We start from the raw sequence: 23659 nt of genomic DNA on the forward strand, positions 1-23659 counted from the left end.
CACGCGTTCTGCGCGGGTTGTCTTGGTGCTCACTGTTTTCCGCCCCGAGTGTGGGGTGTTGGGGGTGGTGGGTGTGTGTTGTTTGAGAAGTGCATAGTGGATGCGAGCATCTAGCCCAGCGAGTTCCTTGGTGTTCTTGTTGGGTTGTGTGTTCTGCAATTTCGATTCTGGTTTGTGCGATCGCGTGTTGTGATCGTTGATTTTTGTTTGTTGTCCGCATTCGCGTCTCGGGCACTGTTGTGGTGTGTGGGGTGTGTTTGTGGGTGTTGTTGTAAGTGTTTGAGGGCGTTCGGTGGATGCCTTGGTACCAGGAGCCGATGAAGGACGTGGTAGGCCGCGATAGTCCTCGGGGAGTTGTCAAACGAGCTGTGATCCGAGGGTGTCCGAATGGGGAAACCCAGCACCAGTGATGTGGTGTTACCCACTCGTGAATGTATAGCGGGTGTGGAGGGAACGTGGGGAAGTGAAACATCTCAGTACCCACAGGAAGAGAAAACAAGTGTGATTCCGTGAGTAGTGGCGAGCGAAAGCGGAGGAGGCTAAACCATGCGTATGTGATACTCGGCAGGGGTTGTGCGTGTGGGGTTGTGGGGTGATCGTTCATCGTGCTGCCGTGCGGTGGGTCAGTGATAAATCGACATGTTAGGTGAAGTGGCCTGGAATGGTCTGCCGTAGTGGGTGAGAGTCCCGTAGCTGAAAGCGTGTTGACTGGCTTCGATTGTTCCCAAGTAGCAGCGGGCTCGTGGAATCTGCTGTGAATCTGCCGGGACCACCCGGTAAGCCTAAATACTTTCTGGTGACCGATAGCGGACTAGTACCGTGAGGGAAAGGTGAAAAGTACCCCGGGAGGGGAGTGAAATAGTACCTGAAACCGGACGCTTACAATCCGTCAGAGCCTGCGCACCTTTCGGGGTGGTGGGTGATGGCGTGCCTTTTGAAGAATGAGCCTGCGAGTTAGTGCTCAGTGGCGAGGTTAACCCGTGTGGGGTAGCCGTAGCGAAAGCGAGTCTGAATAGGGCGTGTTGAGTCGCTGGGTCTAGACCCGAAGCGGAGTGATCTACCCATGGCCAGGGTGAAGCAGCTGTAAGAGGTTGTGGAGGCCCGAACCCACTTCAGTTGAAAATGGAGGGGATGAGTTGTGGGTAGGGGTGAAAGGCCAATCAAACTCCGTGATAGCTGGTTCTCCCCGAAATGCATTTAGGTGCAGCGTTGCGTGTTTCTTACTGGAGGTAGAGCTACTGGATGGCCGATGGGCCCTATCAGGTTACTGACGTCAGCCAAACTCCGAATGCCGGTAAGTGAGAGCGTGGCAGTGAGACTGCGGGGGATAAGCTTCGTAGTCGAGAGGGAAACAGCCCAGATCGCCGGCTAAGGCCCCTAAGCGTGTACTAAGTGGAAAAGGATGTGGGGTCGCTGAGACAACCAGGAGGTTGGCTTAGAAGCAGCCACCCTTGAAAGAGTGCGTAATAGCTCACTGGTCAAGTGATTCTGCGCCGACAATTTAGCGGGGCTCAAGTACACCGCCGAAGCCGCGGCACTCACACATTTCATCCATGCCTGCCTGCGGGTGGGTGTGTAGTGGTGTGGGTGGGTAGGGGAGCGTCCTGCATCCGTGGAAGCAGCGGAGTGATCCAGTTGTGGAGGGTGTGGGAGTGAGAATGCAGGCATGAGTAGCGAAAGACAAGTGAGAAACTTGTCCGCCGGATGACCAAGGGTTCCTGGGCCAGGTTAATCCGCCCAGGGTGAGTCGGGACCTAAGGCGAGGCCGACAGGCGTAGTCGATGGACAACGGGTTGATATTCCCGTACCCGTGTATCCGCGCCCAGTGATGAATCATCTGTACTAACCATCCAAAAGCTGTCGTTGATTTCTTCGGATTTCTCTGATGGTGGCTGCGTGGGACCTTGGGTGTAGTAGTCAAGCGATGGGGTGACGCAGGAAGGTAGCCGGGCCAACTGGTGGAATAGTTGGTGTAAGCCTGTAGGGTGAGACATAGGCAAATCCGTGTCTTTTTGAGCCTGAGAGGTGATGCGTAGCCGTTGTGGTGAATTCGGTGATCCTATGCTGTCGAGAAAAGCCTCTAGTGAGTTGGTACACGGCCCGTACCCCAAACCGACACAGGTGGTCAGGTAGAGAATACTAAGGCGATCGAGTGAACTGTGGTTAAGGAACTCGGCAAATTGCCCCCGTAACTTCGGGAGAAGGGGGACCACGACCGGTGATCACTTTTTCGGTGTGAGCTGGTGGTGGTCGCAGAGACCAGAGAGAAGCGACTGTTTACTAAAAACACAGGTCCGTGCGAAGTCGTAAGACGATGTATACGGACTGACGCCTGCCCGGTGCTGGAAGGTTAAGAGGACCGGTTAATCATCTTTCGGGGTGGTGAAGCTGAGAATTTAAGCCCCAGTAAACGGCGGTGGTAACTATAACCATCCTAAGGTAGCGAAATTCCTTGTCGGGTAAGTTCCGACCTGCACGAATGGCGTAACGACTTCTCTGCTGTCTCAACCACAGGCTCGGCGAAATTGCAGTACGAGTAAAGATGCTCGTTACGCGCGGCAGGACGAAAAGACCCCGGGACCTTCACTATAGCTTGGTATTGGTGTTCGGTGCGGTTTGTGTAGGATAGGTGGGAGACTGTGAAGCCGGCACGCTAGTGTGGGTGGAGTCGTTGTTGAAATACCACTCTGATCGTATTGGGCTTCTAACCTCGGACCCTGATCGGGTTCAGGGACAGTGCCTGGTGGGTAGTTTAACTGGGGCGGTTGCCTCCTAAAGTGTAACGGAGGCGCCCAAAGGTTCCCTCAGCCTGGATGGCAATCAGGTGTTGAGTGTAAGTGCACAAGGGAGCTTGACTGTGAGACGTACATGTCGAGCAGGGACGAAAGTCGGGACTAGTGATCCGGCACCGGCATGTGGAAGCGGTGTCGCTCAACGGATAAAAGGTACCCCGGGGATAACAGGCTGATCTTCCCCAAGAGTCCATATCGACGGGATGGTTTGGCACCTCGATGTCGGCTCGTCGCATCCTGGGGCTGGAGTAGGTCCCAAGGGTTGGGCTGTTCGCCCATTAAAGCGGCACGCGAGCTGGGTTTAGAACGTCGTGAGACAGTTCGGTCTCTATCCGCCGCGCGCGTGTAGAAACTTGAGGAAACCTGTCCCTAGTACGAGAGGACCGGGACGGACGAACCTCTGGTGTGCCAGTTGTTCCGCCAGGAGCACTGCTGGTTAGCTACGTTCGGAAGGGATAACCGCTGAAAGCATCTAAGCGGGAAGCCTGTTCCAAGATGAGGTTTCTCACCCACCTTCGGGTGGGGTAAGGCCCCCTACAGATGATGGGGTTGATAGGCCGGAACTGTACGCACAGTAATGTGTTCAGGTGACCGGTACTAATCGGCCGAGGACTTACCAACAACACTCACCAACAATTCTTTTCGGATTCAACGAATCACGACGGATGGGTTGTGTGAGTCGGTTTCGGTGATTGCGTACACGCACACAGAATGTTTGCTCGTTCATCCACTATGTACTTCTGAAACAACACACAGACCACAACTCTGGTGAGGGGTTGTGGTGTGGATGGTTTCATATTGTTACGGCGGCTATAGCGGTGGGGAAACGCCCGGTCCCATTCCGAACCCGGAAGCTAAGCCCACCTGCGCCGATGGTACTGCACTGTAATGGGTGTGGGAGAGTAGGACACCGCCGAACACAACTTGTTGAGCCCCGATCAGACACCGTCTGATCGGGGCTCAACCCATTTCCCGGGACGTGCCCCCCGGCGAGTGTTGTCTGGGGTACGGCGCGCCTGACAGACCGCGAACGCACCCTCTTCAGACTGGTTGAGCGAGCGAAGCGAGTCGAAACCACCACACGACGGGAGAGCGGTCTCGATACGGCGTGCTCGCTACGCTCACCCACCTACTCGACAAACCTCGAGGGACCGTCTTTTCCAGGCCGGCTGAGCGAGCACCCCCTTAGGCTGGTTGAGCGAGCGAAGCGAGTCGAAACCACCACACGACGGGCAGAGTCGTGTCGATACGACGTGCTCGCTACGCTCGCCCGCCTACTCGACAAACCTCGAGGGACCGTCTTCCCGCAGGCTGGTTGAGCGAGCGAAGCGAGTCGAAACCACCGCACACGACGGGAGAGTGGTCTCGATACGGCGTGCTCGCTACGCTCACCCGCCTACTCGACCAACCTCGGGAGACCGGGCACAGCGCGACTCCCTCTCTCCGTGCTCGGTGGCTTTCGGAGTCTGAGGCCGACACTACCATTGGTGGCATGGCCATCAGCAGGCCCGCGGAGAGCGGAGCAGAAGTCGTCACGAAGGCACCCCGGGCCCGGATGACCGGGGCTCAGCGTCGACTGCAGCTCATCGAGGTGGCGCGGGGGCTGTTCGCCGAACGTGGCTTCGAGGGAACGTCGATCGAGGAGATCGCGCAGCGTGCCGGTGTGTCGAAGCCCATCGTCTACGAGCATTTCGGCGGCAAGGAAGGTCTCTACGCCGTCGTCGTCGACCGCGAGATGGAGACCCTGCTGGAAATGGTCACGTCCTCGCTCACGAAGAATCGGTCGCTGTATCGGATTCAGCAGGTCGCGCTGGCGTTGCTGACCTACATGGAGGAGCGGACCGACGGGTTCCGCATCCTGGTCCGAGGAGAGTCGACCAGCGGGGGCGAGGACACTCGCTATTCGAGCCTGCTGAACGACGCGATCAGCCAGGTGGAACACATTCTCGCCGGGGACTTCGAGCGGCGCGGATTCGATCCCGCGCTGGCGCCTCTCTACGCGCAGGCGCTGGTGGGCATGGTCTCAGTGACCGCACAGTGGTGGCTCGACGTCCGGCAGCCGGAGAAGGAGGTGGTGGCCGCGCATCTGGTGAATCTGTGCTGGAACGGCCTCACGCGGCTCGATCCCGAGCCGATGCTCGTCGACGCGGAGTACAAAGAGCCGACGCAGCCTACCGTGCACCCGGCGCTCGCCGACTCGGCTGCGTCGAACGACGACGATAAGTGACTGCTCCGGCAGTCCAGAGAACGGTCACCAGAACGGCGGTCGAGATCACCTGACCGCGAACCGACGGGGTCACGATTGCCAGCACCGTGATAGCGACCAGAGCTATCAGCGTGAGCCACGACAGGTACGGATACCCCCACATCTTCAGCGGCAGCGGCGTTCCGTCTCGCTCGGCGCGTCTGCGCAGCACGATCTGGGCGCAGGTGATCGCGAGCCACGTGACGAGCAGCGTCGAGCCGACCACCGATAGGAGACGGTCGAGAACCTGATCGCCCCAGAAGTAGGTCGCGGGCACTGCGAGGAAGCCGAACACGGTGCTGGCGAGCAGCGCGGGGACGGGAACCGCACGGGAGGAGACCCGCCGCGCCGACCGCGGCGCCATCCGTCGCACCGACAGGGAGAACAGCATCCGCGACGCGCCGTAGAGGTTGACGTTCATCGACGACAGCAGCGCGACGACGATGATGGCGCCCATCGTGGCGGCGACCGCCGGAAGGCCGGTCTGTTCGAGTACGCCGACGAACGGCGATTCGCGGATGCGCGGGTCGTCTGCCGGCAGGACGAGCATGATCACCGCCACCGATCCCACGTAGAAGACCAGGATGCGCCAGACGATGGTCCGGATGGCTTTCGTGACGCTCGGACCGGGATCGTCGGTCTCCGCGGCGGCGACGGCGATGATCTCGATTCCGCCGAAAGCGAACGCGATCACCAGAAGTGCGGCCGTGACACCGCCGATGCCGTGCGGGAGGAAGTCGCCGGCGTTGGCGAGTCCAGGAGACGGCTCGGACATCCAGCCGAAGAGGTAGGCCGCTCCGATCACCAGGAAGAGCACGATGAACGTCACCTTGATCAACGACAGCCAGAACTCCAGCTCGCCGAAGTTCGACACTCCGGTCAGATTGAGCACGCTGAATACGGTCATGAAGACCAGCGCCCACGCCCAGACGGGCAGCAGACCGACGAGTGCGTTGAGTCCTTCCGCCGCCGCGAGCGACTCGGCTGCGACCACGATTGTCATCTGGACCCACCACAGCCAGCCCATCATGAAGCCGGCTCCGGGTCCGAGAGCTTTGCCGACGTAGTAGGAGAACGCGCCGGGATTCGGATCGGCCGCCGCGAGTTCGCCCAGCATCCGCATCACCGAGACGATGATGACGCCGACGATGGCGTACGAGACGAGTGCCGCGGGTCCGGCGAGCGCGATGCCTTCTCCGGACCCGACGAACAGTCCCGCGCCGATGGCGGATCCGAGGCTCATCATCACGAGGTGGCGTGGCTTCAGCCCCGTCTTGAGGCGGTCGGCTCCGTGGTCCTCGACGTCCTCCTCGCGGACCTCGATAGGTTCTGACTCGTTATCGCCCACCAGTCGAGCGTAGTTGCCCGGCGGTGCGGCAAGATCAGCACATGCTGACCGTTCGCCCGGCGACGTCCGACGACTGCGAGGCCGTTGCCGACATCTACCGGTATTACGTCGAGAACTCCACTGCGACGTTCGACCTCGAGGCGCCCTCCGTCGCGCAGTGGCGGACCAGACTCGAGACGAGTGTTGCCGCGGGACGCCCGTTCCTCGTGGCCGGCGCACCCGGCGAGGTGGTCGGTTACGCCTGTCTCGGCGTGTATCGGGGAAAGGCGGGCTGGAGTTGGACCGCCGAGGACAGCATCTACCTTCGGCCCGAGGCGGCGGGCCGGGGGACGGGCAAGCACCTGCTGCGCGCGTTGATCAACGCGGCGGACCCGGCGGTGACGCGCACCATCATGGCCGTGGTCTCCGAGGACGTTCCGGACTCGATCGCGCTGCACACGAAGGTCGGTTTCGTCGAAGTGGGTCGCACACCCGGTGTCGGGCGCAAGTTCGACCGCTGGATCGGCTGCGTCTACCTGCAGTACACGATCGGGCCATAGATCGCCCGAAGGCCCAGTACGGTCTACTCGCGGTGCTTCGGGCCGAAACGCTCGGGTCGCCACCCGCCCCGGGTCCGGCTCAGGCGGTAGTCGATGCGGTCGTCGACATAATCGCGCAGGGCCGGCTCGTCCGGCATCGTGCTGAAGACCTCGCCCGCGATGTGCGACGTCGCGGCCTCCAACCGCTGTGCCTGAGCGGCCCGCCGCAGTTTGTCGTGCTCGAATCGCAGACCCCGCACGGTCGCAAAGCACATCATCGCGAGGATCACGCTGAACGGCAGGGCCGTGGCCAGCGACGCGGCCTGCAGCGACCGCAGTCCGCCCGCGAGCAGGAGAGCGATCGCGACGACGCCCTCGAGCGACGCCCAGAGCACGCGGGACCACACCGGCGGATTGGGGTGGCCGCCCGAGGCGAGCATGTCGACGACCAGTGAGCCGGAATCGGAGGAGGTGATGAAGAAGACGGCCACCAGGACGATCCCGAGGATCGAGAAGACCGTGCCGAGCGGCATGTCCGACAGCACGTGGAACAGCGATCCCTCGGGCGAGACCTTGCCGTCCTCCACCAGGTCACCCTCGCCGAAGAACTGCCGGTGCAGGCCCGTACCACCGAGCACCGAGAACCAGACGAATCCGACCAGAGTCGGCACGATCAGGCATCCGGCGATGAACTCGCGCACTGTCCGCCCGCGCGAGATCCGGGCGATGAACACGCCGACGAAAGGCGCCCAGGCGATCCACCAGCCCCAATAGAAGATCGTCCAGTCGCTGAGCCAGTCCTGTGCCTCCTGGCCCTGGAAGGCTCCGACGTCGAGCGTCATGTTGAACAGGTTGGCGAAGTAGACGCCGATCGACTGCACGAAGTTGCGCAGAAGAAAGAGAGTGGGACCGATCAGCAGCATCGCGATCACCAGCAGTCCGGCGATCGACAGGTTGATGTTCGACAACCACTTGATTCCGGTGCCCAGACCGCTCACCACCGACAGGGTCGCCAGGAAGGTGATGGCGACGATGAGGATCACCAGGAGGGTGTTGTCGACGGAGTCGATGACGCCGATCGACTGCATGCCCGCTGAGATCTGCTGCACGCCGAGCCCCAGCGACGTGGCGACGCCGAAGACCGTGCCGAAGATGGCGAGAATGTCGATGAGGTCGCCTGCCCAGCCCTTCACCCGATCGCCGAGCAGCGGTTCGAGCGCCCACCGGATCGACACCGGTCGCCCGCGGCGGTGGATCGCGTATGCCAGCGCGAGCCCGATCACCGCGTACACCGCCCACGGGTGCAGACCCCAGTGAATGAATGTCTGGGCCATCGCCAGACCGGCGATGTCCTCCTGGCTACCGCTCCAGCCGGGTTTCGGTTGCACGGTCGCATATGTGAGTGGCTCACCGACGCCGTAGAAGACCAGTCCGATGCCCATGCCGGCGGCGAACAGCATGCAGAACCAGCTCACCCTGCCGAACTCGGGAGCCTCATCGGGTCTGCCCAGCCGGATGCGGCCGAGCCTGGAGAAGCACAGCGCGACCGCGAACACCACGAAACACGCGATGATCAGCATGTAGTACCAGCCCAGGTTCGAGACGATCCAGTTCTGGACATCGGTGAAGACTTCGCTCGTCTGGTCGGGGAACGCGACGGCGAGAGCGCTCACCGCGACGATCACGATCAGTGCCGGCCAGAACACCGCCGGAGCGATTCCACCGCGGCCGAGCCGGACTCCCTGGCGCTTGAGCTTCTCGGTGATCTCCTCATCGGTGTCGTTCTCGCCGACGTGCCAGTGGTGGGGCACCGGTGCAACGCCCGGAGATACGGATGTCGCCTCTTTTGTGTACGGGTCGATCAAGACTGCGCCGTCCAAGAGCACGGCGGCTGTGTCCGTCCCGTGCTCAGTGTCCGTCCCGTGCTCAGTGTCCGTCCCGTGCTCAGTGTCCGTCCCGCGCGGTTCGCTGTCAGTATTCTCCCGTTCGTCAGACATGCACTCCACGATCGGTGGCGAACGCCGATGATTCAAACCGAGGCGGCGATCGCCGAGGTCAGGCAGCGTGTCCGACGGCCGGGTCGACGACGGTCCGGTCGACGAGCGCGTCGACGACGAGCAGTCGCGCGCAAGAGCCGCGAAGGGCGGCCGACTCGGCCGGTACGACCTCCGGTAGTACCCTTGACGACGTGCTGATTCGCCCGACGCCGACCGGTGCGCAGGTCCCCGCGACCGCGCACGGGTTCCTGGCGTCGGTGGTCTCGCTCATCCTGGGTGTCGCGGCCCACTCGATCGGCGGTGGGCACCTTCCCACGACGGCGCAGTCCGCGGTGCTCCTCGGCCTGGCGCTCGGGGTCGGACTGGTCCGCGCCGCTCAGGTGCGATCGGTGGAGCGAGCACGGGCTCGCGGCCGGATCGGCATCTCTGCGACCGGCGCGTTGGTCGCGCTGTCCGCGGGCCAGGCGACCGCTCACGGAGTGCTGTCGCTGATGGCAGGGCACGCGGGACACGGAACCGGCGTGACGCCCGGGCCGTTGATGCTGTTCTGGCACGCACTCGCCGTCCCCGCCGCGGCTGCCGTGCTCTTCGTCGCCGAGCAACTGAGCCGGGCGTACGGCAACAGCGTGTCCCATGTCTGGCGGTTGGTGAGCACGCGGGTGTGTCTCGACCCCGCTTTCGTCGTCATCCGCGCCGACCGGCACGCTGCCGCGCTCCGGCCCGCGCCGATGGTCGCCTCCGCCGCGGTCCGCGGTCCTCCTTCGCTGGTCTGAACCCCATCCGACACCACCCCGGCGGTCTCATCCGATCGCGGGGTATCAGACTCTGCACGAAAGAGACATCACTCATGGCGATAAGCCGTACCCTCATCCGTTCGCTCGGCCTCACCGCCGCAGCCCTGCTGTCCTTCGTCGTCGTGGCCTGCGGCAGCGACGACTCCTCCGCACCGGCCTCCGATTCGATCACCGTCTCCGACCAATGGGTCAAGGCCGCCGAATCGGGAATGACCGCCGCCTTCGGGACCATCGCCAACTCGTCCGACCACGACATCCGCATCGTGTCGGCGCACACCGACCTCGCCCGCACCACCGAGATGCACGAAGTGGTCGACAACGGCTCCGGCGGCACCACGATGCGCCAGAAGGACGGCGGCTTCCTCGTCCCGGCGAAGTCGTCGATCACGCTGTCGCCGGGCGCTGAGCACTTCATGCTCATGGATGTCACCAGGCCGATCACGACCGGACAGAACGTCGCGTTCACGATCCGCTTCGAGGACGGCTCCACCAAGACCTTCGACGCTCTCGCCCGAGACTTCGACGGCAATCAGGAGAATTACGCGCCCGGCGGGGACACTGACCACCCGGACATGGACCACGGTACGGCCGGGCACGACATGCAGCAGTCCGAGTCGGCGCACGCCGACTCGCATCAGTGACTGAGCAGCGGACTGGTCGCGTCTCGCGCCGTACCCTCCTCGCCGGCGGAGCGGGCCTGGCGGGCATCGGCATCGGGGCGGCCGCGGTGGGCGTCGGGCGAGAGTTCTCCTCGCCCGACCCCGCCGCGGGTTCCGGCCTGACGCCGTTCTACGGCACGCATCAGTCCGGCATCGTGACCCCGGCTCAGTCGCACGCTCAATTCGTCGGCCTGGATCTCGTCGACCCGACCGACGTCGACACTTTCGCGGGGGTCCTTCGCCTGTGGACGCAGGACGCGTCGAGGCTCACCCGTGCCGAGCCGAGCCTGTCCGACACCGAGCCCGAACTCGCGGTGCTGCCGTGCAACCTGACGGTCACCGTCGGTCTCGGTGACCGGGTGTTCCGGGCGCCGGCTCTCGCGCCTCTGCGGCCGTCATGGCTCGCGCCGCTCCCGCCCTTCTCGATCGACCGGCTGGATCCGCGGTGGGGACAGACTGATCTGCTTCTGCAGATCGGCGCCGACGACCCCGTGGCCCTGGCACATGCGACGCGCATGCTGACCTCGTCGGTCCGCCGCAGTGTGCGGGTCCGGTGGGTGCAGCGGGGGTTTCGCAACAGTCCGGGAATGGCGCCGGGCACGATGCGCAACCTGTTCGGACAGGTGGACGGCACCGTCCAGCCGAGCCCCGACGACTACGGCTCCCTTCTCTGGGACGACGGGCGCGAACAGCCCTGGATGGCCGGCGGGACGAGCCTGGTGTTGCGGCGCATCGCGATGCACATGGACACCTGGGAGGCGCTCGATCGCCGGGGGCGGGAGCTCTCCACAGGTCGCACCCTCGACAACGGCGCACCGCTGACCGGGCGCTACGAGTCCGACGATCCTGATTTCGAAGCCTCACGCGGCGGCATCCCGGTGATCCCGCCGTCGTCGCACATCGCGCGGGCGCATCGTCGGGCGCCGGACGAGCAGTTCATCCGTCGCGGGTTCAATTACGACGACCCGCCCGAGGCGGGCTCGGCGGACACGTCCAACAGCGGGCTGATCTTCGCCGCGTATCAGCGGGATCCGGTCAAGCAGTACATTCCGGTTCAGCGGCGCCTGGACGAACACGACGACCTGAATGAGTGGACGACGCCCATCGGCTCCTCGGTGTACGCGATTCTGCCCGGCGCCGCTCCTTCGCGCCCGCTCGGCGCATCGCTGCTCGCGGCCGCCGGTCGGTCGGGGTGAAGGAGGGGGAGCGGTGCCCTCCCCAGGCTCGTCGAGAGGGCCCGGCGCGCAGTGCCCTCCCCAGGTTCGTCGAGTAGCCTCGGCGCGCGGTGCCCTCCCCAGGTTCGTCGAGTAGCCTCGGCGCGCGGTGCCCTCCCCAGGCTCGTCGAGTAGCCTCGGCGCGCAGCGCCGCGGCGTATCGAGACCGTGTCAGGCGGCCTGCGCGGTCTCGATGCGCCTCGTCGCTCCGCTCCTCGACTTACTCGACGAGCCTGGGGGACCGACAAGCCCGGGACCGACGAGCCTGGGGACCGACGAGCCTGGGGGCGACAGGACGCGGTGGTCTTCTACACTTGACACAGTGTCGACCCCCTCTGCGCCGCGTCCCTCCCTGTCCGGGCTGACCTCCTTCGCGTTTCGTGATGCGGCCTTCGGTTTGCTGCGGGAACGAGTGGGCGAGACTCGCCTCGACATCACGGCACCGGACGCGGCCCGGCCGCTGGTGGTTGCGCAACTGGCCGAGATCTCCGAGAACCCCGTCCTGGTCGTGACCGCCAACGGTCGGGAGGCCGACGACCTCACGACCGAACTGTCGGAACTGCTGCCGTCGGGGCCCAACGGGACGTCGGTCGTCGCTCAATTCCCGTCGTGGGAGACGCTGCCGCACGAGCGGCTATCGCCCAGCGCCGACACGGTCGGTGCCCGGCTCGCGGTGCTCAGTCGACTGGCCGACCCGGCGGTGTCCCCGTTGCGCGTCGTGGTCGCGACCGTCCGTTCCCTCGTGCAGCCGATGGCTCCCGGGCTCGGTGCGATGCGCGCGGTCACGCTCACCGAAGGCACGGAGGCGCAGTTCGACGGTCTGATCGAGAAGCTCGTCGAGATGGCCTACGAGCGCGTCGACATGGTCGGTGCCCGCGGCGAGTTCGCGGTGCGCGGCGGCATCCTCGACATCTTCCCGACCACCGCCGACTATCCGGTGCGAGTGGAGTTCTGGGGCGACGAGGTGACCGACATCCGCGCGTTCTCCGTCGCCGACCAGCGGACGCAGCCGGAGATCGACACGTCGGTGGTCCAGATTCATCCGTGCCGAGAACTGGTACTGACCGCCGAGGTCCGGGACCGGGCCGCCGAACTCGCGTCGACAGTCGAGGACGAGTCGCTGCGCGAGATCCTGACCAAACTGTCGGAGGGCATTCCCGTCGAGGGAATGGAAGCGCTGATCCCGGCACTCGTCGACGGCCGGATGCAGATGCTCACCGAGGTGATGCCCGACGGCACTCGGGTACTGGTCCTCGATCCGGAGAAGGTGCGCACCCGTGCCGCCGATCTGGCGAGGACCGGCGAGGAGTTCTTGGAGGCGTCGTGGAACGCCGCGGCGCTGGGGGCAGCGGCGCCCGTGGCCGCGGGCGAACCCTCCATCGACCTGTCGGCGAGTGCCTACCGCAGCGTCGGTGACGTCGAACGTGCGACCGTCGAGGCGGGCAAACCGTGGTGGACGATGAGTCCGCTCTCGGCGGGATCGGGCGAGGAGCTCGAACTCGATCTGCAGCCCGGGCCGGCGCCGCACGGCGACCCCGCCGAGCTCGACGAGTTCATGACGTCGTTGCGCGCTCAGGTCGCCTCGGGCGGTCGTGCGGCGTTGATCGCCGCCGGCCGGGGCACTGCGATGCGATTCGTCGACCGTCTCGGTGAGGCCGAGGTCCCGGCCCGGCTCGTGGAGCCGGGCGATGAGTTGCCGGCCGACGCGGTCGCCGTCTTCCACGGCACGCTGCGGCGCGGACTGGTCTGCCCGTCGGCGCGTCTGGTGATCGCCACCGAGGCGGACGTCACCGGCGCTCGCGTCGTCGGTGTGAAGGACGGCCGGCGACTGCCGGCCAAGCGGCGCAATCAGGTCGACCCGCTGGCGTTGAGCGCCGGTGACCTGGTGGTGCACGACCAACACGGCATCGGCAAGTTCGTCGAGATGATCGAACGCACGGTCTCCGGTGCCCGGCGCGAGTACCTCGTGATCGAGTACGCGCCCGGCAAGCGGGGACAGCCGGGCGACCGCCTGTACGTTCCGATGGACGCACTCGACCAGTTGTCGCGCTACGTCGGCGGTGAGCAGCCGGGGCTCAGCAAGCTCGGCGGTTCCGATTGGGCCAATACCAAGCGCAAGGCGCGCAAGGCGGTCCGGGAGATCGCGGGCGAACTGGTGCAGCTGTACGCCGCACGGCATGCGGCACCGGGTTTCGCGTTCAGCCCCGACACCCCGTGGCAGCGGGAGATGGAGGACGCCTTCGACTACACCGAGACCGTCGACCAGATGACGGTGATCGGCGAGGTCAAGGCCGATATGGAGAAGCCGGTCCCGATGGACCGGGTGGTGGTCGGCGACGTCGGTTACGGCAAGACCGAGATCGCAGTCCGCGCCGCGTTCAAGGCCGTTCAGGACGGGAAGCAGGTCGCGGTCCTGGTACCGACGACGATTCTCGCCGGGCAGCACCTGCAGACCTTCACCGAGCGGATGGCGGGCTTCCCGGTCACCGTGCGCGGGTTGTCGCGGTTCACCGATCCGGCCGAGTCGAAGGAGATCATCGCGCAGATGGCCTCCGGTGAGGTCGACGTCGTCATCGGCACGCATCGGCTGTTGCAGACCGGCGTCCGATGGAAAGACCTCGGTCTGGTGATCGTGGACGAGGAGCAGCGCTTCGGTGTGGAGCACAAGGAGCACATCAAGGCGCTGCGCACCCACGTGGACGTGCTCACCATGTCGGCGACACCGATCCCGCGCACCCTCGAGATGTCGATGGCGGGTATCCGCGAGATGTCGACCATCCTCACTCCACCCGAGGAACGGCACCCGGTGCTGACGTATGTCGGCGCATACTCCGACAAGCAGGTCGCGGCGGCCATCCGGCGCGAGCTGTTGCGCGACGGTCAGGTGTTCTACGTGCACAATCGCGTCTCGACCATCGACAAGACCGCCAAGCATCTCGCGAACATGATTCCCGAGGCCCGGGTGGTGGTCGCGCACGGGCAGATGGGCGAGGAGCAACTGGAACGAACCGTCCAGGGCTTCTGGGACCGCGAGTACGACGTCCTCGTGTGCACCACGATCATCGAGACCGGGCTCGACATCTCGAACGCCAACACCCTGATCGTCGACCGTGCGGAGAACTTCGGGCTCTCGCAGCTGCACCAGCTGCGCGGGCGCGTCGGGCGAAGCCGGGAGCGCGGGTACGCGTACCTGCTGTACAGCCCGGACAAGCCGCTGACCGAGACGGCCTACGACCGGCTCGCGACCATCGCCCAGAACAACGAACTCGGTGCCGGCATGGCGGTGGCGCTCAAGGATCTTGAGCTGCGCGGTGCCGGCAACGTCCTCGGTGCCGAGCAGTCCGGGCACGTCGCGGGTGTCGGCTTCGACCTCTACGTGCGGTTGGTCGGCGAAGCGGTCGAGGCGTACCGAGCCGCGGCCGACGGCAAGCCAGTGGCGACCGAGGAGAACGTCGAGGTGCGCATCGACCTGCCGGTGGACGCGCATATCCCCGTCGAGTACGTGGAGGCGGACCGGCTCAGGCTGGAGGCATACCGCAAGCTGGCGTCGGCCACCAGTGACGATGACGTCGACGAGGTGATGAGCGAACTGACCGACCGCTACGGTGAGCCGCCCGTCGAGACGCAGCGTCTCGCGGCGATCGCGCGTCTGCGGCTCCGGTGCCGCGAACGCGGTATCGCGGAGGTCGGTCTGGCCGGTCAATCCATCCGGATCTCACCGATGCTTCTGCTCGACAGCCAGCAGGTCCGGCTCGCGCGCATGTACTCGTCGGCGAGCTACCGTGCCGCGACCCACATGGTGACACTGCCGATCCCGCGTACCGGCGGCGTCGGTTCCCCCCGACTCCGGGACACAGAGCTCGTCGACTATCTGGTCACGTTCCTTCAGACGATCGCGCCGCTGGAGTCGTAGCGTCCGGTCGATGTCAGACCCCTCCGATAGTCTCGAATGTGAGTTCGATGAAGGGGGCGGCATGAGTAGTCGAATCGACAGTTTTCAGGGTTCGACGGTCCGGATCGACGACGATGCGATCGTCATCCGGATCGGAATCCCGGACGGCGCGGAGGGCGATCGAGCCGCGCTGTTGCGATTCGCCGCTCGATCTGACTGCTATCAGGGCGCGGTGATGTGGCATCGCTACGCCGCCGTGTACCGCATGTATCAGGCGAGAAGGGCTGAGTTGGAGGCCGATTCGGCGGTGGACGCGTACTCGCGGCTCTACGACCCGCAATGTCAGACGGCCGCAGCCTACGCGGTCGCAGCCGGAGTGCGGCCGCACACCGCTGAGATGTTCGTCGATCGCGCGATCGCGTGCGTGGAGCGGATCCCGGCGGTGGGCAGGCTGCTGCGCGACGGTCGGATCACGGTCGCGTGGTTCACGCGGGCCGTCGAGCAGACGGCGCTCGCGGACGATCTGGAGCTCCTGGAGTTCATCGACGCGGAGATCGCGCACCGTCTCTCCGAAGCGGGCGGGCTATCGGCCGCCCGCGTCGAGTCGATCGTCTCCGCGGTGGTCGCCGAGTACGATCCCGATGCGGTGACCATGACGCGCGAGCAGATCGCAGCAGGAAAGAACGTGGTCGTGTCCCCGGTGTCCGACGGCATGTCGGAGATGGTCATCACCGGTTCGTCCGAGGACGCGATGATCGCGCTCGGAACCATCGACGCCCTCGCCGACGGCGTCTGTCCCTTCGATCCCCGCACGAAGCAGGCCCGTCGGTCCGATGCCGCGACCGCGCTGCTGCATCGCGCCGAGTTCACCTGCCGATGCGATCGCGACGACTGCGCTTCGGCCCTGTCGCCGGAGCAGGTCGAATCGCGGCGCGGTCAGATCGTGGTTCACGTCGTGGTCCGCAAAGACGCCCTCGACGGGACGTCGGAGACTCCGGCGTACGAAGACGGGGTCGGTCCGATCTCGGCCAGGCGTGCGCGTGAACTCATCGCTCGGCCCGACGCGGTGGTACGGGAACTCGACATCGACAAGGTCGTCGCCGACTGCGCCGCCCATGCTGATCGATACCGGCCGTCCGCCGCTGTAGCCACCGCGGTGCGGGCCCTTTTCGGCACGTGCACCTGGCCGGGCTGCGATCGTCCCGCGTGGAAATCCGATCTCGATCACGTCGTCGAGTTCGATCACGTGGACCCCGCCGCGGGCGGCCCGACCTGCTTGTGCAATCTGAACCCGAAATGCCGCTTCCATCACGGTCTGAAGACCTTCGGCAGCGGGTGGGTCGACGACCAGGTCGTCGATGCGGCCGGTGTTCTCTGGTCGGAGGTGACGACCCCGGACGGAGTCTCGGTGCGTCAGCAGGCGCTGAACCTCTGGTTGCTGCCGGAGCTGGGCCGCTTCCAGTGCCGTCACGGCGTGTCGATCGGCCAGTCGCGCGAACCGCCACGACACGCCGAGGGGGAGCCCGAGAGGGCACGGACCCGCACCCAGGCCAAACACCGCTATCGGATGCAGCGGCGCGCGGCTAACCGCCGACGCCGAGAGGCGATGCTGGTTGGCGACGGCGAACCGCCGTTCTGAGGGTGATAGCGCGCGTCGGCTATGCCGTCAGCAACCGATCGCCGGTCGGCTGACCGTCGGCCGCGAGGGCGGCGCGGATGACGGCGACCTCAGAGGCGGTCGCCTCGAGCAGTGGCGCGCGTACGGCGGCATGGGAGATGACGCCGATCTCGCGGAGCGCGGCCTTCGCGGTCACCACACCCGGTGCTGTGCGCATCAGTGCGATCGTCAGGGGGAGGACGGCGTCATTGATCGCGCGGGCCCGCGGCAGATCGCCCGCATCGATCGCCGTGATGAGGTCCCTGTTGCGGTCTGCGCCGACCACTCCCATCACGCTGACCAGACCCGAGGCTCCGGCCGCCAGGTACGGCAGGTTCAGCTCGTCGATGCCGCAGTAGTACGCCATCCCGGTCTCGGCCATCACCGACATCACCTCGAACAGATCCCCCTTCGCATCCTTCACCGCGGCGATGCGCGGGTGGTGCGAGAGTTCGACGAGCGTCTCCCGGGTGAGAGCGAGGCCGGTGCGGCCGGGGATGTCGTAGAGCATCACCGGGAGTTCGGTGGCGTCGGCGATCGCCACCGTGTGAGCGATCACTCCGGCCTGAGACGGCTTCGAGTAGTAGGGCGTCACGACCAGCAGAGCGTCGGCGGCGCCTGCCGCGGCGACTGCTCTGGCGGTCTGGACGCTCTTAGCCGTGTGATTGGTGCCCACGCCGACGACGAGGCGGGTCGCCGAACCCGCCGCGGCGCGGACCAGTTCCAGTACGCGAAGCAATTCGACGAGTTCGAGGGTCGGAGCCTCCCCGGTGGTGCCGGCCACCACGATCCCGTCGCAGCCGGTGTCGACGAGATGCTTCGCCACCGCGCCGATGCCGACCTCGTCGAGCGAGCCGTCGGGGTTCATCGGCGTCGGCATGGCGACGAGGTTCGATCCGAAGATCGCGCGCGCGGGATGCGAGGTCGAAGTCATGCATTCATCGTCGCCACGGAAATAGTTCACCACAAGCGAGGAGTTATCGTGAGTAATCGTTAGGAGTACTTCATGATCGATGTCGGAGCATTGAGAGCTCTGCGGGCCGTCGCCGATTTGGGGACGATGGCGCGGGCCGCCGACGAGCTCGGGTTCACGCCCTCGGCCATCTCTCAGCAGATCAAGAGGCTCGAGTCGCAGGTCGGGGTGCGTCTGGTGGCGCCGGCCGGGCGCCGGGTGGTGCTGACTCCGGCCGCACATGCGCTCGTCGAGACCGCGCCGGAAGTGCTGAACGCGCTTGAGAAGTCGGTGGCGGCGGCACGGTCGGTGGATGCCGGTTCGCCGCGCGGTGTGGTGAGGATCGCAGCGTTCTCGACCGGTGTCCGCGGCATCGTCGCGCCCGCATTGAAGCGTGTGCGACGCCTCCATCCGGAGGTGCGAGTCGAGGTGACGGAACTCGATCCGGTGCCCGCCGTGTACGCGGTCGAGTCGGGCAACGCCGATCTCGCGATGGTTCACGACGCCGACGGCGTGACGGTCGCGGTGCCGGCGGGGCTGGAGCGGTCGCATCTGCACACCGACATCGGCGACCTCGCGGTGCCGCTGGGGCATCCGCTGGCTGAGGCCGACCGGCCGATCCGGCGGGCCGAGCTCCGCGACTGCGGATGGGTGACCAGTCCCGTCGGCACGGTCTGTCATCGGTGGTTCGAGCGGTTGTTCGCCGAGTCGGAGCAGCAGCCGGACGTGATCCACTCGGTGGACGACTTCGGCACGCAGATGGCGTTGGTCGAGGCGGGCGACGTGGTCGCGCTGATCCCGCGCCTCGCCCGGCCTCGCGTGCCGGAGGGGGTGGCGGTGCGCGAGTTGCAGAATGCGCCGCGGCGTGAGGTCCATACCGTGTGGAGGCACAGCGCGGAGGCCGACCCGGCATTGCGGGCAGTACTGACGGAGATCAGGGGCGTGCCGAGTGAAGACGGCAGTGAGGATGGCTCGGTGTCAGGCCGCCATCCCGGCAGTAATGCGCGACACGATTCCTTCCCGCGCGTGTGACCGGAGCGAAGCCTTGTGACGCGTTAATGTCGAGGTTGACACTGATTTGCGAGGAGGAGCTTCCATGACCGTGGTCCTGCTCGACGCGTCGCGACCCGATCTCGTTCCTGCCGGTGCGGTGGCGCTGCTCGCGGAGACCGTGGCCGTCACCGAAGAGGTGCACCCGTCGCTGTTGTGGCAGTTGCCGTCGTACGAGCTCGTCGGTCTGGTCGAGGACGACGGTACTAAGACCCTGGTGAGTTCTGATCGTGATCATCCGGCTGTCGTCGAGCGGTTGAAGTGGGGCGAGCCGGTCATCGAAGGCAGTAATCTCCCGGGCGGCAAGCTGCTGCGGGCTGTCGAGCTGATGGACCGGCTTCGTCGCATGGGCCCGTGGGAGCGGTTGCAGACGCACGACTCGCTGCGCAAGTACCTTCTCGAAGAGGTGTACGAGCTGCTCGACTCGATCGACCACGGTACGTCCGAGGAACTCTGCTCTGAGCTCGGCGATCTCCTCCTGCAAGTGCTGTTCCACGCGCGCATCGCCGCTGATTCGGCGGTCGGGGCGTTCGACATCGACGACGTGGCGCAGAGCTTCATCGACAAAGTGTCGAATCGAACACCCGGCGTTCTGGGCGGTGAGCACGCCGATCTGCATCGTCAGATCAACGAGTGGGAGGCGGCGAAAGCCGCCGAGCGCGAACGCGGCAGTGTGCTCGACGGCATCGTCACCACCCAGCCGGCGCTGGCCTTGGTGCAGAAGGTGTTCGAGCGTCTCGCCGGCGCAGGTTTCCCCGTCGCGGCCGTGAGCCCCTCGCTCTATCGAGTCGATATCCCCTTCCGCAAGCATGCCGTCGGCAGCGTCGAGGACGACCTCCGTCGTCGCGCGATCGCATTGATGAACCAGGTCCGTACCGCCGAGGGCGCCGCCGCCGAGGACGGTGTGGTGCCCCGGGACGACAACACGTGGCGCAAGTACCTGGGAATGACGTATGTCGAGGAATCGGCGGAGCCCGACGCGGACGCAGACTCCGGCGCGGACGTCGAGGAAGCCGGCATCGAGGACACCGCTGAGGACCCTGCTGACGAGGATTACGAGGAACTGGTCGTCGACGAAGACCCGATCGCCCGGAACAAGAAGGGCAAGACTCACAAGGTCAAGGATCTGAAGGTCCCGAAGGTCCCCGGCATGGTCGTGGTGGAGAAGTGGAGCGCCGAGGGGGAGTAGGCGACCCGTCGGCTGGTTGAGCCCTGCCCGCTGGTTGAGCCGCGAGGAGCGGAGCGACGAGCGTGTCGAAACCACGGGAGCGCGGGGGCGGCGAATCTACCCCGCAGCCACCTTGGCTTCGTGGAAGAACTCGGCGGGCATCTCGTATGAAAGTCTCCAGGTGACGGCGATCGGTCGCTCGCCTCGGTGATCTGCCATCGTTGCTGGGCCGATGAACATGTACGGCATGGGGCCAAACTCGCCCACCTTCCGATGTCGGACGAACAACAGCACAGTGCTGGTCCCGTTCACATAACGTTGACCAGTCCTTGAAGCAAGTGTCGTTGTCGACTGACTTTCCCAATGGAACAACCTACGGCTTATCGGATAGTCCCGATACATTGTCGTCGGCGAGAATCCGGTGTCAGACTTCGTCAACGTCACAAAGAATGCGTCGACATTGAGGTCGTCGATATACTTTACACCTTCGCGAAAATTCCCTGGCTTGGATTGTAGTGCCGCAACACCGAGAGCAGCAAGAATCTCCTCGCGCTGGTAATGTGCGTGGAGCTGCAGCGGTAGATCACGCAGTGATCCCGCCAGTGGTCTTGTTTGCTGTCGAGAATTCTCAAATCCGTAGTCCGTAATCGCGATCAGTTCTTTGCATGCCTCAGGCTCTGATCGCAGAAGTTCTAGAGCTTCACGGAGGGAAGCGAAATCTCCGCCTGTCGGCCAGACGGAAAATATCAACATATCCGCGAGTCGCCTGTCTCGATCGGATAGTTCGCTGTAGGTCTTCGTGTCGGAGAGTAAGCGCCGATACGCTATCGCGCGGACGGGATCGTCAACATGTGAAAATGCTCGGTTTCGCTTGAGGATCTCAGATTCCAGCACCGAACCTGACGCGGAGAGATGGCCGGCATCTCGGCGCAGGCGAGTCCATGACTTGTTGCCGTCCTTGACAAGGTTCGCAAGTGGCAATTCGGTTTCGTCCAGGAATTCTCCAAAGGTGATATCGCCCACCGATTGTAGTTCGCGGACCATGTCTTTCCATCGCATCGTGAGCTGCCGTTGAAGGCTGGCCAGAACAATTTCTTGGGAGGTCTTATCGAACACGATCCGACACCCGGACGGTAGCGTTGGGAATTGATCGATGACCTTCTGTTTCTGTGACCGTCGACTGCCTCCCGTTAGTGCTCGGAGCCGGAGATCCCAGCGAAACTCTTCGCGTTGGTTGCCGACAAAATCGAGAATAGTGAGAATAGGTTTCGATTCAGTGCGGCGAAGTCCACGCCCCAGTTGCTGCAGGAATACGGTTGCGCTCTCTGTTGGCCGGAGCATGAAGATCGTGTCGACTTCCTTAATGTCGACGCCTTCGTTAAATACGTCAACCGAAAATATTGCATTGATGGAGCGATTGCCCAGACTAGCGAGGAGTTCGGTCCGCTCGGCGCCCCGGATTTTGCCAGACACCGATGCAGAGGGGATTCCGGCTTCTGTGAATACTCGCGCCATGTACTCGGCATGGCGAACGCTCACGCAAAATCCCAGTGCACGCATGTTGAGCGGTGCGACGATCTTATCGCGTACTGCGTTGAGCACGATCCGTGCACGCGCATCATCCCCGGTATACAACGTCTCAAGTTCTGCTGTTTCGTAACCTCCTCTCTTCCAGCTGAGTCGGGATAGGTCGGTACCGTCGGCAATTCCAAAGTAGTGAAATGGGCACAGCAGCTCGGCCTCGAGTGCATCCCACAATCGAAGTTCAGATGCGATGCGACCATCGAAGAACTGGCGAACATCGATACCGTCGGCGCGCTCTGGGGTAGCAGTGAGTGCCACCATCTCATTGGGCTGCAGGTGATCGACTATCTGTCGATATGTACGTGCCGAAGCGTGATGAAACTCATCTATAATTACCACTTCGAAGTGGTTCGCAGGAATTTCGGTGACGTAACTACTGAGCGACTGTACGCTCGCGAAAACGTGATCCCATCGCTCTGGGCGAGCTCCGGCGACATACAACTCGCCGAAATTTGGGTCGGTTAACACCTCTTGGAAGGTCCTGAGTGCCTGATTGAGAATCTCCTCACGGTGCGCTACGAATAGTAGCCGTGGGCGGTGTTCGGCTGCGTGAGCGATGCGGCGATAGTCCAGAGCTGCAAGAACGGTCTTGCCGGTTCCTGTCGCCGCTACAATCAGATTTCGGTGTCGGCCATGTACGTCACGCTCCGCCTGCAACTCCTCGAGCATGATTTGCTGGTATGGGTACGGCCTCACTTCGAGTCTTGAAGTACTCAGAGTTAGCGAACGGTGCCTTCGATTACCCGAAGCCACTGCGAGGGCGTCGTCTAGGTGTACTGACCCGACAGGTTGGGTACGCGGTCGGCGGGTGAGTTGCCTCGGAGTGCGGTGTGGCCGCGTTCGTGATTGTAGATGCGAAGGAACTCGGGGAAGGCCGCGACGCGTTCGGTTTCACTGAGGTAGGGACGGGCGTAGGCCCATTCCTCCTGCAGGGTCCGGTTGAATCGTTCGACCTTGCCGTTGGTTTGCGGCCGGTACGGTCTGGTCCACTTGTGCTTGATCTTGTTGTCGTGCAACAAGTCCCGAAATATGCGGGACCGGTAACACGACCCGTTGTCGGTCATCACTCGCGCGGTGGTGACACCGATCGAGGCGAAGTGCGCCAACGCCCGAGTCATGAACGCGGTCGCGGTTTCCTTCTTCTCATCAGCGAGGATCTCGGAGTAGGCGTAGCGGGAGTGGTCGTCGACGGCGTGATGCAGATACGCGTACCCCAGGTTGGGGCGGCCAGCAACTTTGCGGGTTCGTCCAGGCTCGCGGTGGGCACTGGAGTTGCGGGTGCCCTGGGCGCGGCCGTGTACGCGATGTCCACCGCCGTCGGGGATTCTGCCGAGCTTTTTGATGTCGACGTGGATCAAGTCTCCGGGCGCTTGGTGTTCGTACCGGCGAATCTCGCGTCTGCGGGCACGTACCGGCGCCCCGGTTGCCGGGTCGATCCACGACAGTCGTAGGCAGCCGTAGCGGGTGAGGATGCGGTGCACCGTGGAGACGTTCAACCCCAGGTGGTATCCGATCCGGGCTGGCCCCCAGCGGCGGGAGACGCGTAACCCGACGACCCGGCGTTCCCGGCGCCGGCTGGTGCGATGCGGACACGATCGGGGCCGGCTGGACCGATCACCCATTCCGGCCGGCCCGTGGTCGCGGTAGCGATCCGCCCATCGCTTGGCCGTGGTGACTGACACGTTGAACCGGTCAGCTGCGCGGCGCAGTGGCCACCGGTCGTCCACAACACACCGAGCCAGACGCAACCGGCCAGTCGGGGACAGCGGTGAATTACGGTGGGACATGA

Annotated in this window: 13 protein-coding genes, 2 rRNA genes and 1 pseudogene; 11 read left to right on the plus strand and 5 right to left on the minus strand. The window is 64.4% G+C overall.

Annotated elements, in window-relative coordinates:
- The first annotated feature begins 269 nt into the window (after nucleotides 1-269).
- The 3 genes from ACZ5QD_RS00820 (at nucleotide 270) to ACZ5QD_RS00830 (ending at nucleotide 5019) form a co-directional block, all read left to right on the plus strand.
- Nucleotides 270-3413: ribosomal RNA gene (locus ACZ5QD_RS00820) — 23S ribosomal RNA — on the plus strand.
- A 181-nt stretch (nucleotides 3414-3594) separates the two neighbouring features.
- Nucleotides 3595-3711: ribosomal RNA gene (gene rrf, locus ACZ5QD_RS00825) — 5S ribosomal RNA — on the plus strand.
- A 573-nt stretch (nucleotides 3712-4284) separates the two neighbouring features.
- Complete coding sequence (locus ACZ5QD_RS00830) at nucleotides 4285-5019, plus strand: TetR/AcrR family transcriptional regulator (RefSeq protein ID WP_006897595.1); 735 nt, start codon at nucleotides 4285-4287, stop codon at nucleotides 5017-5019.
- Here the strand turns inward: ACZ5QD_RS00830 and ACZ5QD_RS00835 are convergent.
- Nucleotides 4964-6385, minus strand: a complete 1422-nt coding sequence (locus ACZ5QD_RS00835; RefSeq protein WP_006897594.1) for an amino acid permease — start codon at nucleotides 6383-6385, stop codon at nucleotides 4964-4966. The genes ACZ5QD_RS00830 and ACZ5QD_RS00835 overlap by 56 nt on opposite strands.
- Nucleotides 6386-6426: 41 nt before the next feature.
- On the opposite strand from ACZ5QD_RS00835, the gene ACZ5QD_RS00840 reads away from it, so the two are divergent.
- Complete coding sequence (locus ACZ5QD_RS00840; RefSeq protein ID WP_062368117.1) at nucleotides 6427-6924, plus strand: GNAT family N-acetyltransferase; 498 nt, start codon at nucleotides 6427-6429, stop codon at nucleotides 6922-6924.
- Nucleotides 6925-6947: 23 nt separating this feature from the next.
- On the opposite strand, the gene ACZ5QD_RS00845 is transcribed toward ACZ5QD_RS00840, so the two are convergent.
- Nucleotides 6948-8714 carry a BCCT family transporter gene (locus ACZ5QD_RS00845; RefSeq protein WP_006897592.1) on the minus strand — a complete coding sequence of 589 codons (1767 nt, stop codon included), beginning with the start codon at nucleotides 8712-8714 and terminating at the stop codon, nucleotides 6948-6950.
- Between the two features lie 377 nt (nucleotides 8715-9091).
- Between ACZ5QD_RS00845 and ACZ5QD_RS00850 the strand changes: the two genes are divergently transcribed.
- The 5 genes from ACZ5QD_RS00850 (at nucleotide 9092) to ACZ5QD_RS00870 (ending at nucleotide 17098) form a co-directional block, all read left to right on the plus strand.
- Nucleotides 9092-9673: a hypothetical protein gene (locus ACZ5QD_RS00850; protein ID WP_231875779.1), complete on the plus strand. Its 582-nt coding sequence runs from the start codon at nucleotides 9092-9094 to the stop codon at nucleotides 9671-9673.
- Nucleotides 9674-9747: 74 nt separating this feature from the next.
- Nucleotides 9748-10335: a copper chaperone PCu(A)C gene (locus tag ACZ5QD_RS00855; RefSeq protein ID WP_006897590.1), complete on the plus strand. Its 588-nt coding sequence runs from the start codon at nucleotides 9748-9750 to the stop codon at nucleotides 10333-10335.
- A complete protein-coding gene (locus ACZ5QD_RS00860) occupies nucleotides 10332-11549 on the plus strand; it encodes a Dyp-type peroxidase (protein ID WP_278126442.1) in 1218 nt (405 codons plus the stop codon). The genes ACZ5QD_RS00855 and ACZ5QD_RS00860 overlap by 4 nt, the downstream gene beginning before the upstream one ends.
- A 340-nt stretch (nucleotides 11550-11889) precedes the next feature.
- Nucleotides 11890-15480 carry a transcription-repair coupling factor gene (mfd, locus tag ACZ5QD_RS00865; protein WP_464367025.1) on the plus strand — a complete coding sequence of 1197 codons (3591 nt, stop codon included), beginning with the start codon at nucleotides 11890-11892 and terminating at the stop codon, nucleotides 15478-15480.
- 61 nt (nucleotides 15481-15541) lie between these two features.
- Nucleotides 15542-17098 (plus strand): HNH endonuclease signature motif containing protein, encoded by a 1557-nt coding sequence (locus ACZ5QD_RS00870; protein WP_464367248.1) that lies wholly within the window; start codon nucleotides 15542-15544, stop codon nucleotides 17096-17098.
- Between the two features lie 19 nt (nucleotides 17099-17117).
- On the opposite strand, the gene dapA is transcribed toward ACZ5QD_RS00870, so the two are convergent.
- The gene (gene dapA / locus ACZ5QD_RS00875; protein ID WP_006897586.1) at nucleotides 17118-18050 is read right to left on the minus strand and encodes a 4-hydroxy-tetrahydrodipicolinate synthase; all 933 of its coding nucleotides are present in this window, start codon (nucleotides 18048-18050) and stop codon (nucleotides 17118-17120) included.
- Between the two features lie 72 nt (nucleotides 18051-18122).
- Between dapA and ACZ5QD_RS00880 the strand changes: the two genes are divergently transcribed.
- Nucleotides 18123-19100 carry a LysR family transcriptional regulator gene (locus tag ACZ5QD_RS00880; RefSeq protein ID WP_006897585.1) on the plus strand — a complete coding sequence of 326 codons (978 nt, stop codon included), beginning with the start codon at nucleotides 18123-18125 and terminating at the stop codon, nucleotides 19098-19100.
- 64 nt (nucleotides 19101-19164) lie between these two features.
- A complete protein-coding gene (locus tag ACZ5QD_RS00885) occupies nucleotides 19165-20307 on the plus strand; it encodes a nucleoside triphosphate pyrophosphohydrolase (protein WP_006897584.1) in 1143 nt (380 codons plus the stop codon).
- 96 nt (nucleotides 20308-20403) lie between these two features.
- Here the strand turns inward: ACZ5QD_RS00885 and ACZ5QD_RS00890 are convergent.
- Together ACZ5QD_RS00890 and ACZ5QD_RS00895 are read right to left on the minus strand one after the other, a co-directional pair.
- Nucleotides 20404-22641 (minus strand): annotated as a pseudogene (locus ACZ5QD_RS00890) (DUF3427 domain-containing protein); the annotation flags it as partial.
- The gene (locus ACZ5QD_RS00895; RefSeq protein WP_143932887.1) at nucleotides 22638-23657 is read right to left on the minus strand and encodes an IS481 family transposase; all 1020 of its coding nucleotides are present in this window, start codon (nucleotides 23655-23657) and stop codon (nucleotides 22638-22640) included. The gene ACZ5QD_RS00895 and the pseudogene ACZ5QD_RS00890, both read right to left, overlap by 4 nt.
- Nucleotides 23658-23659: the final 2 nt, after the last annotated feature.

This window comes from Gordonia sp. J1A, assembly GCF_055393515.1.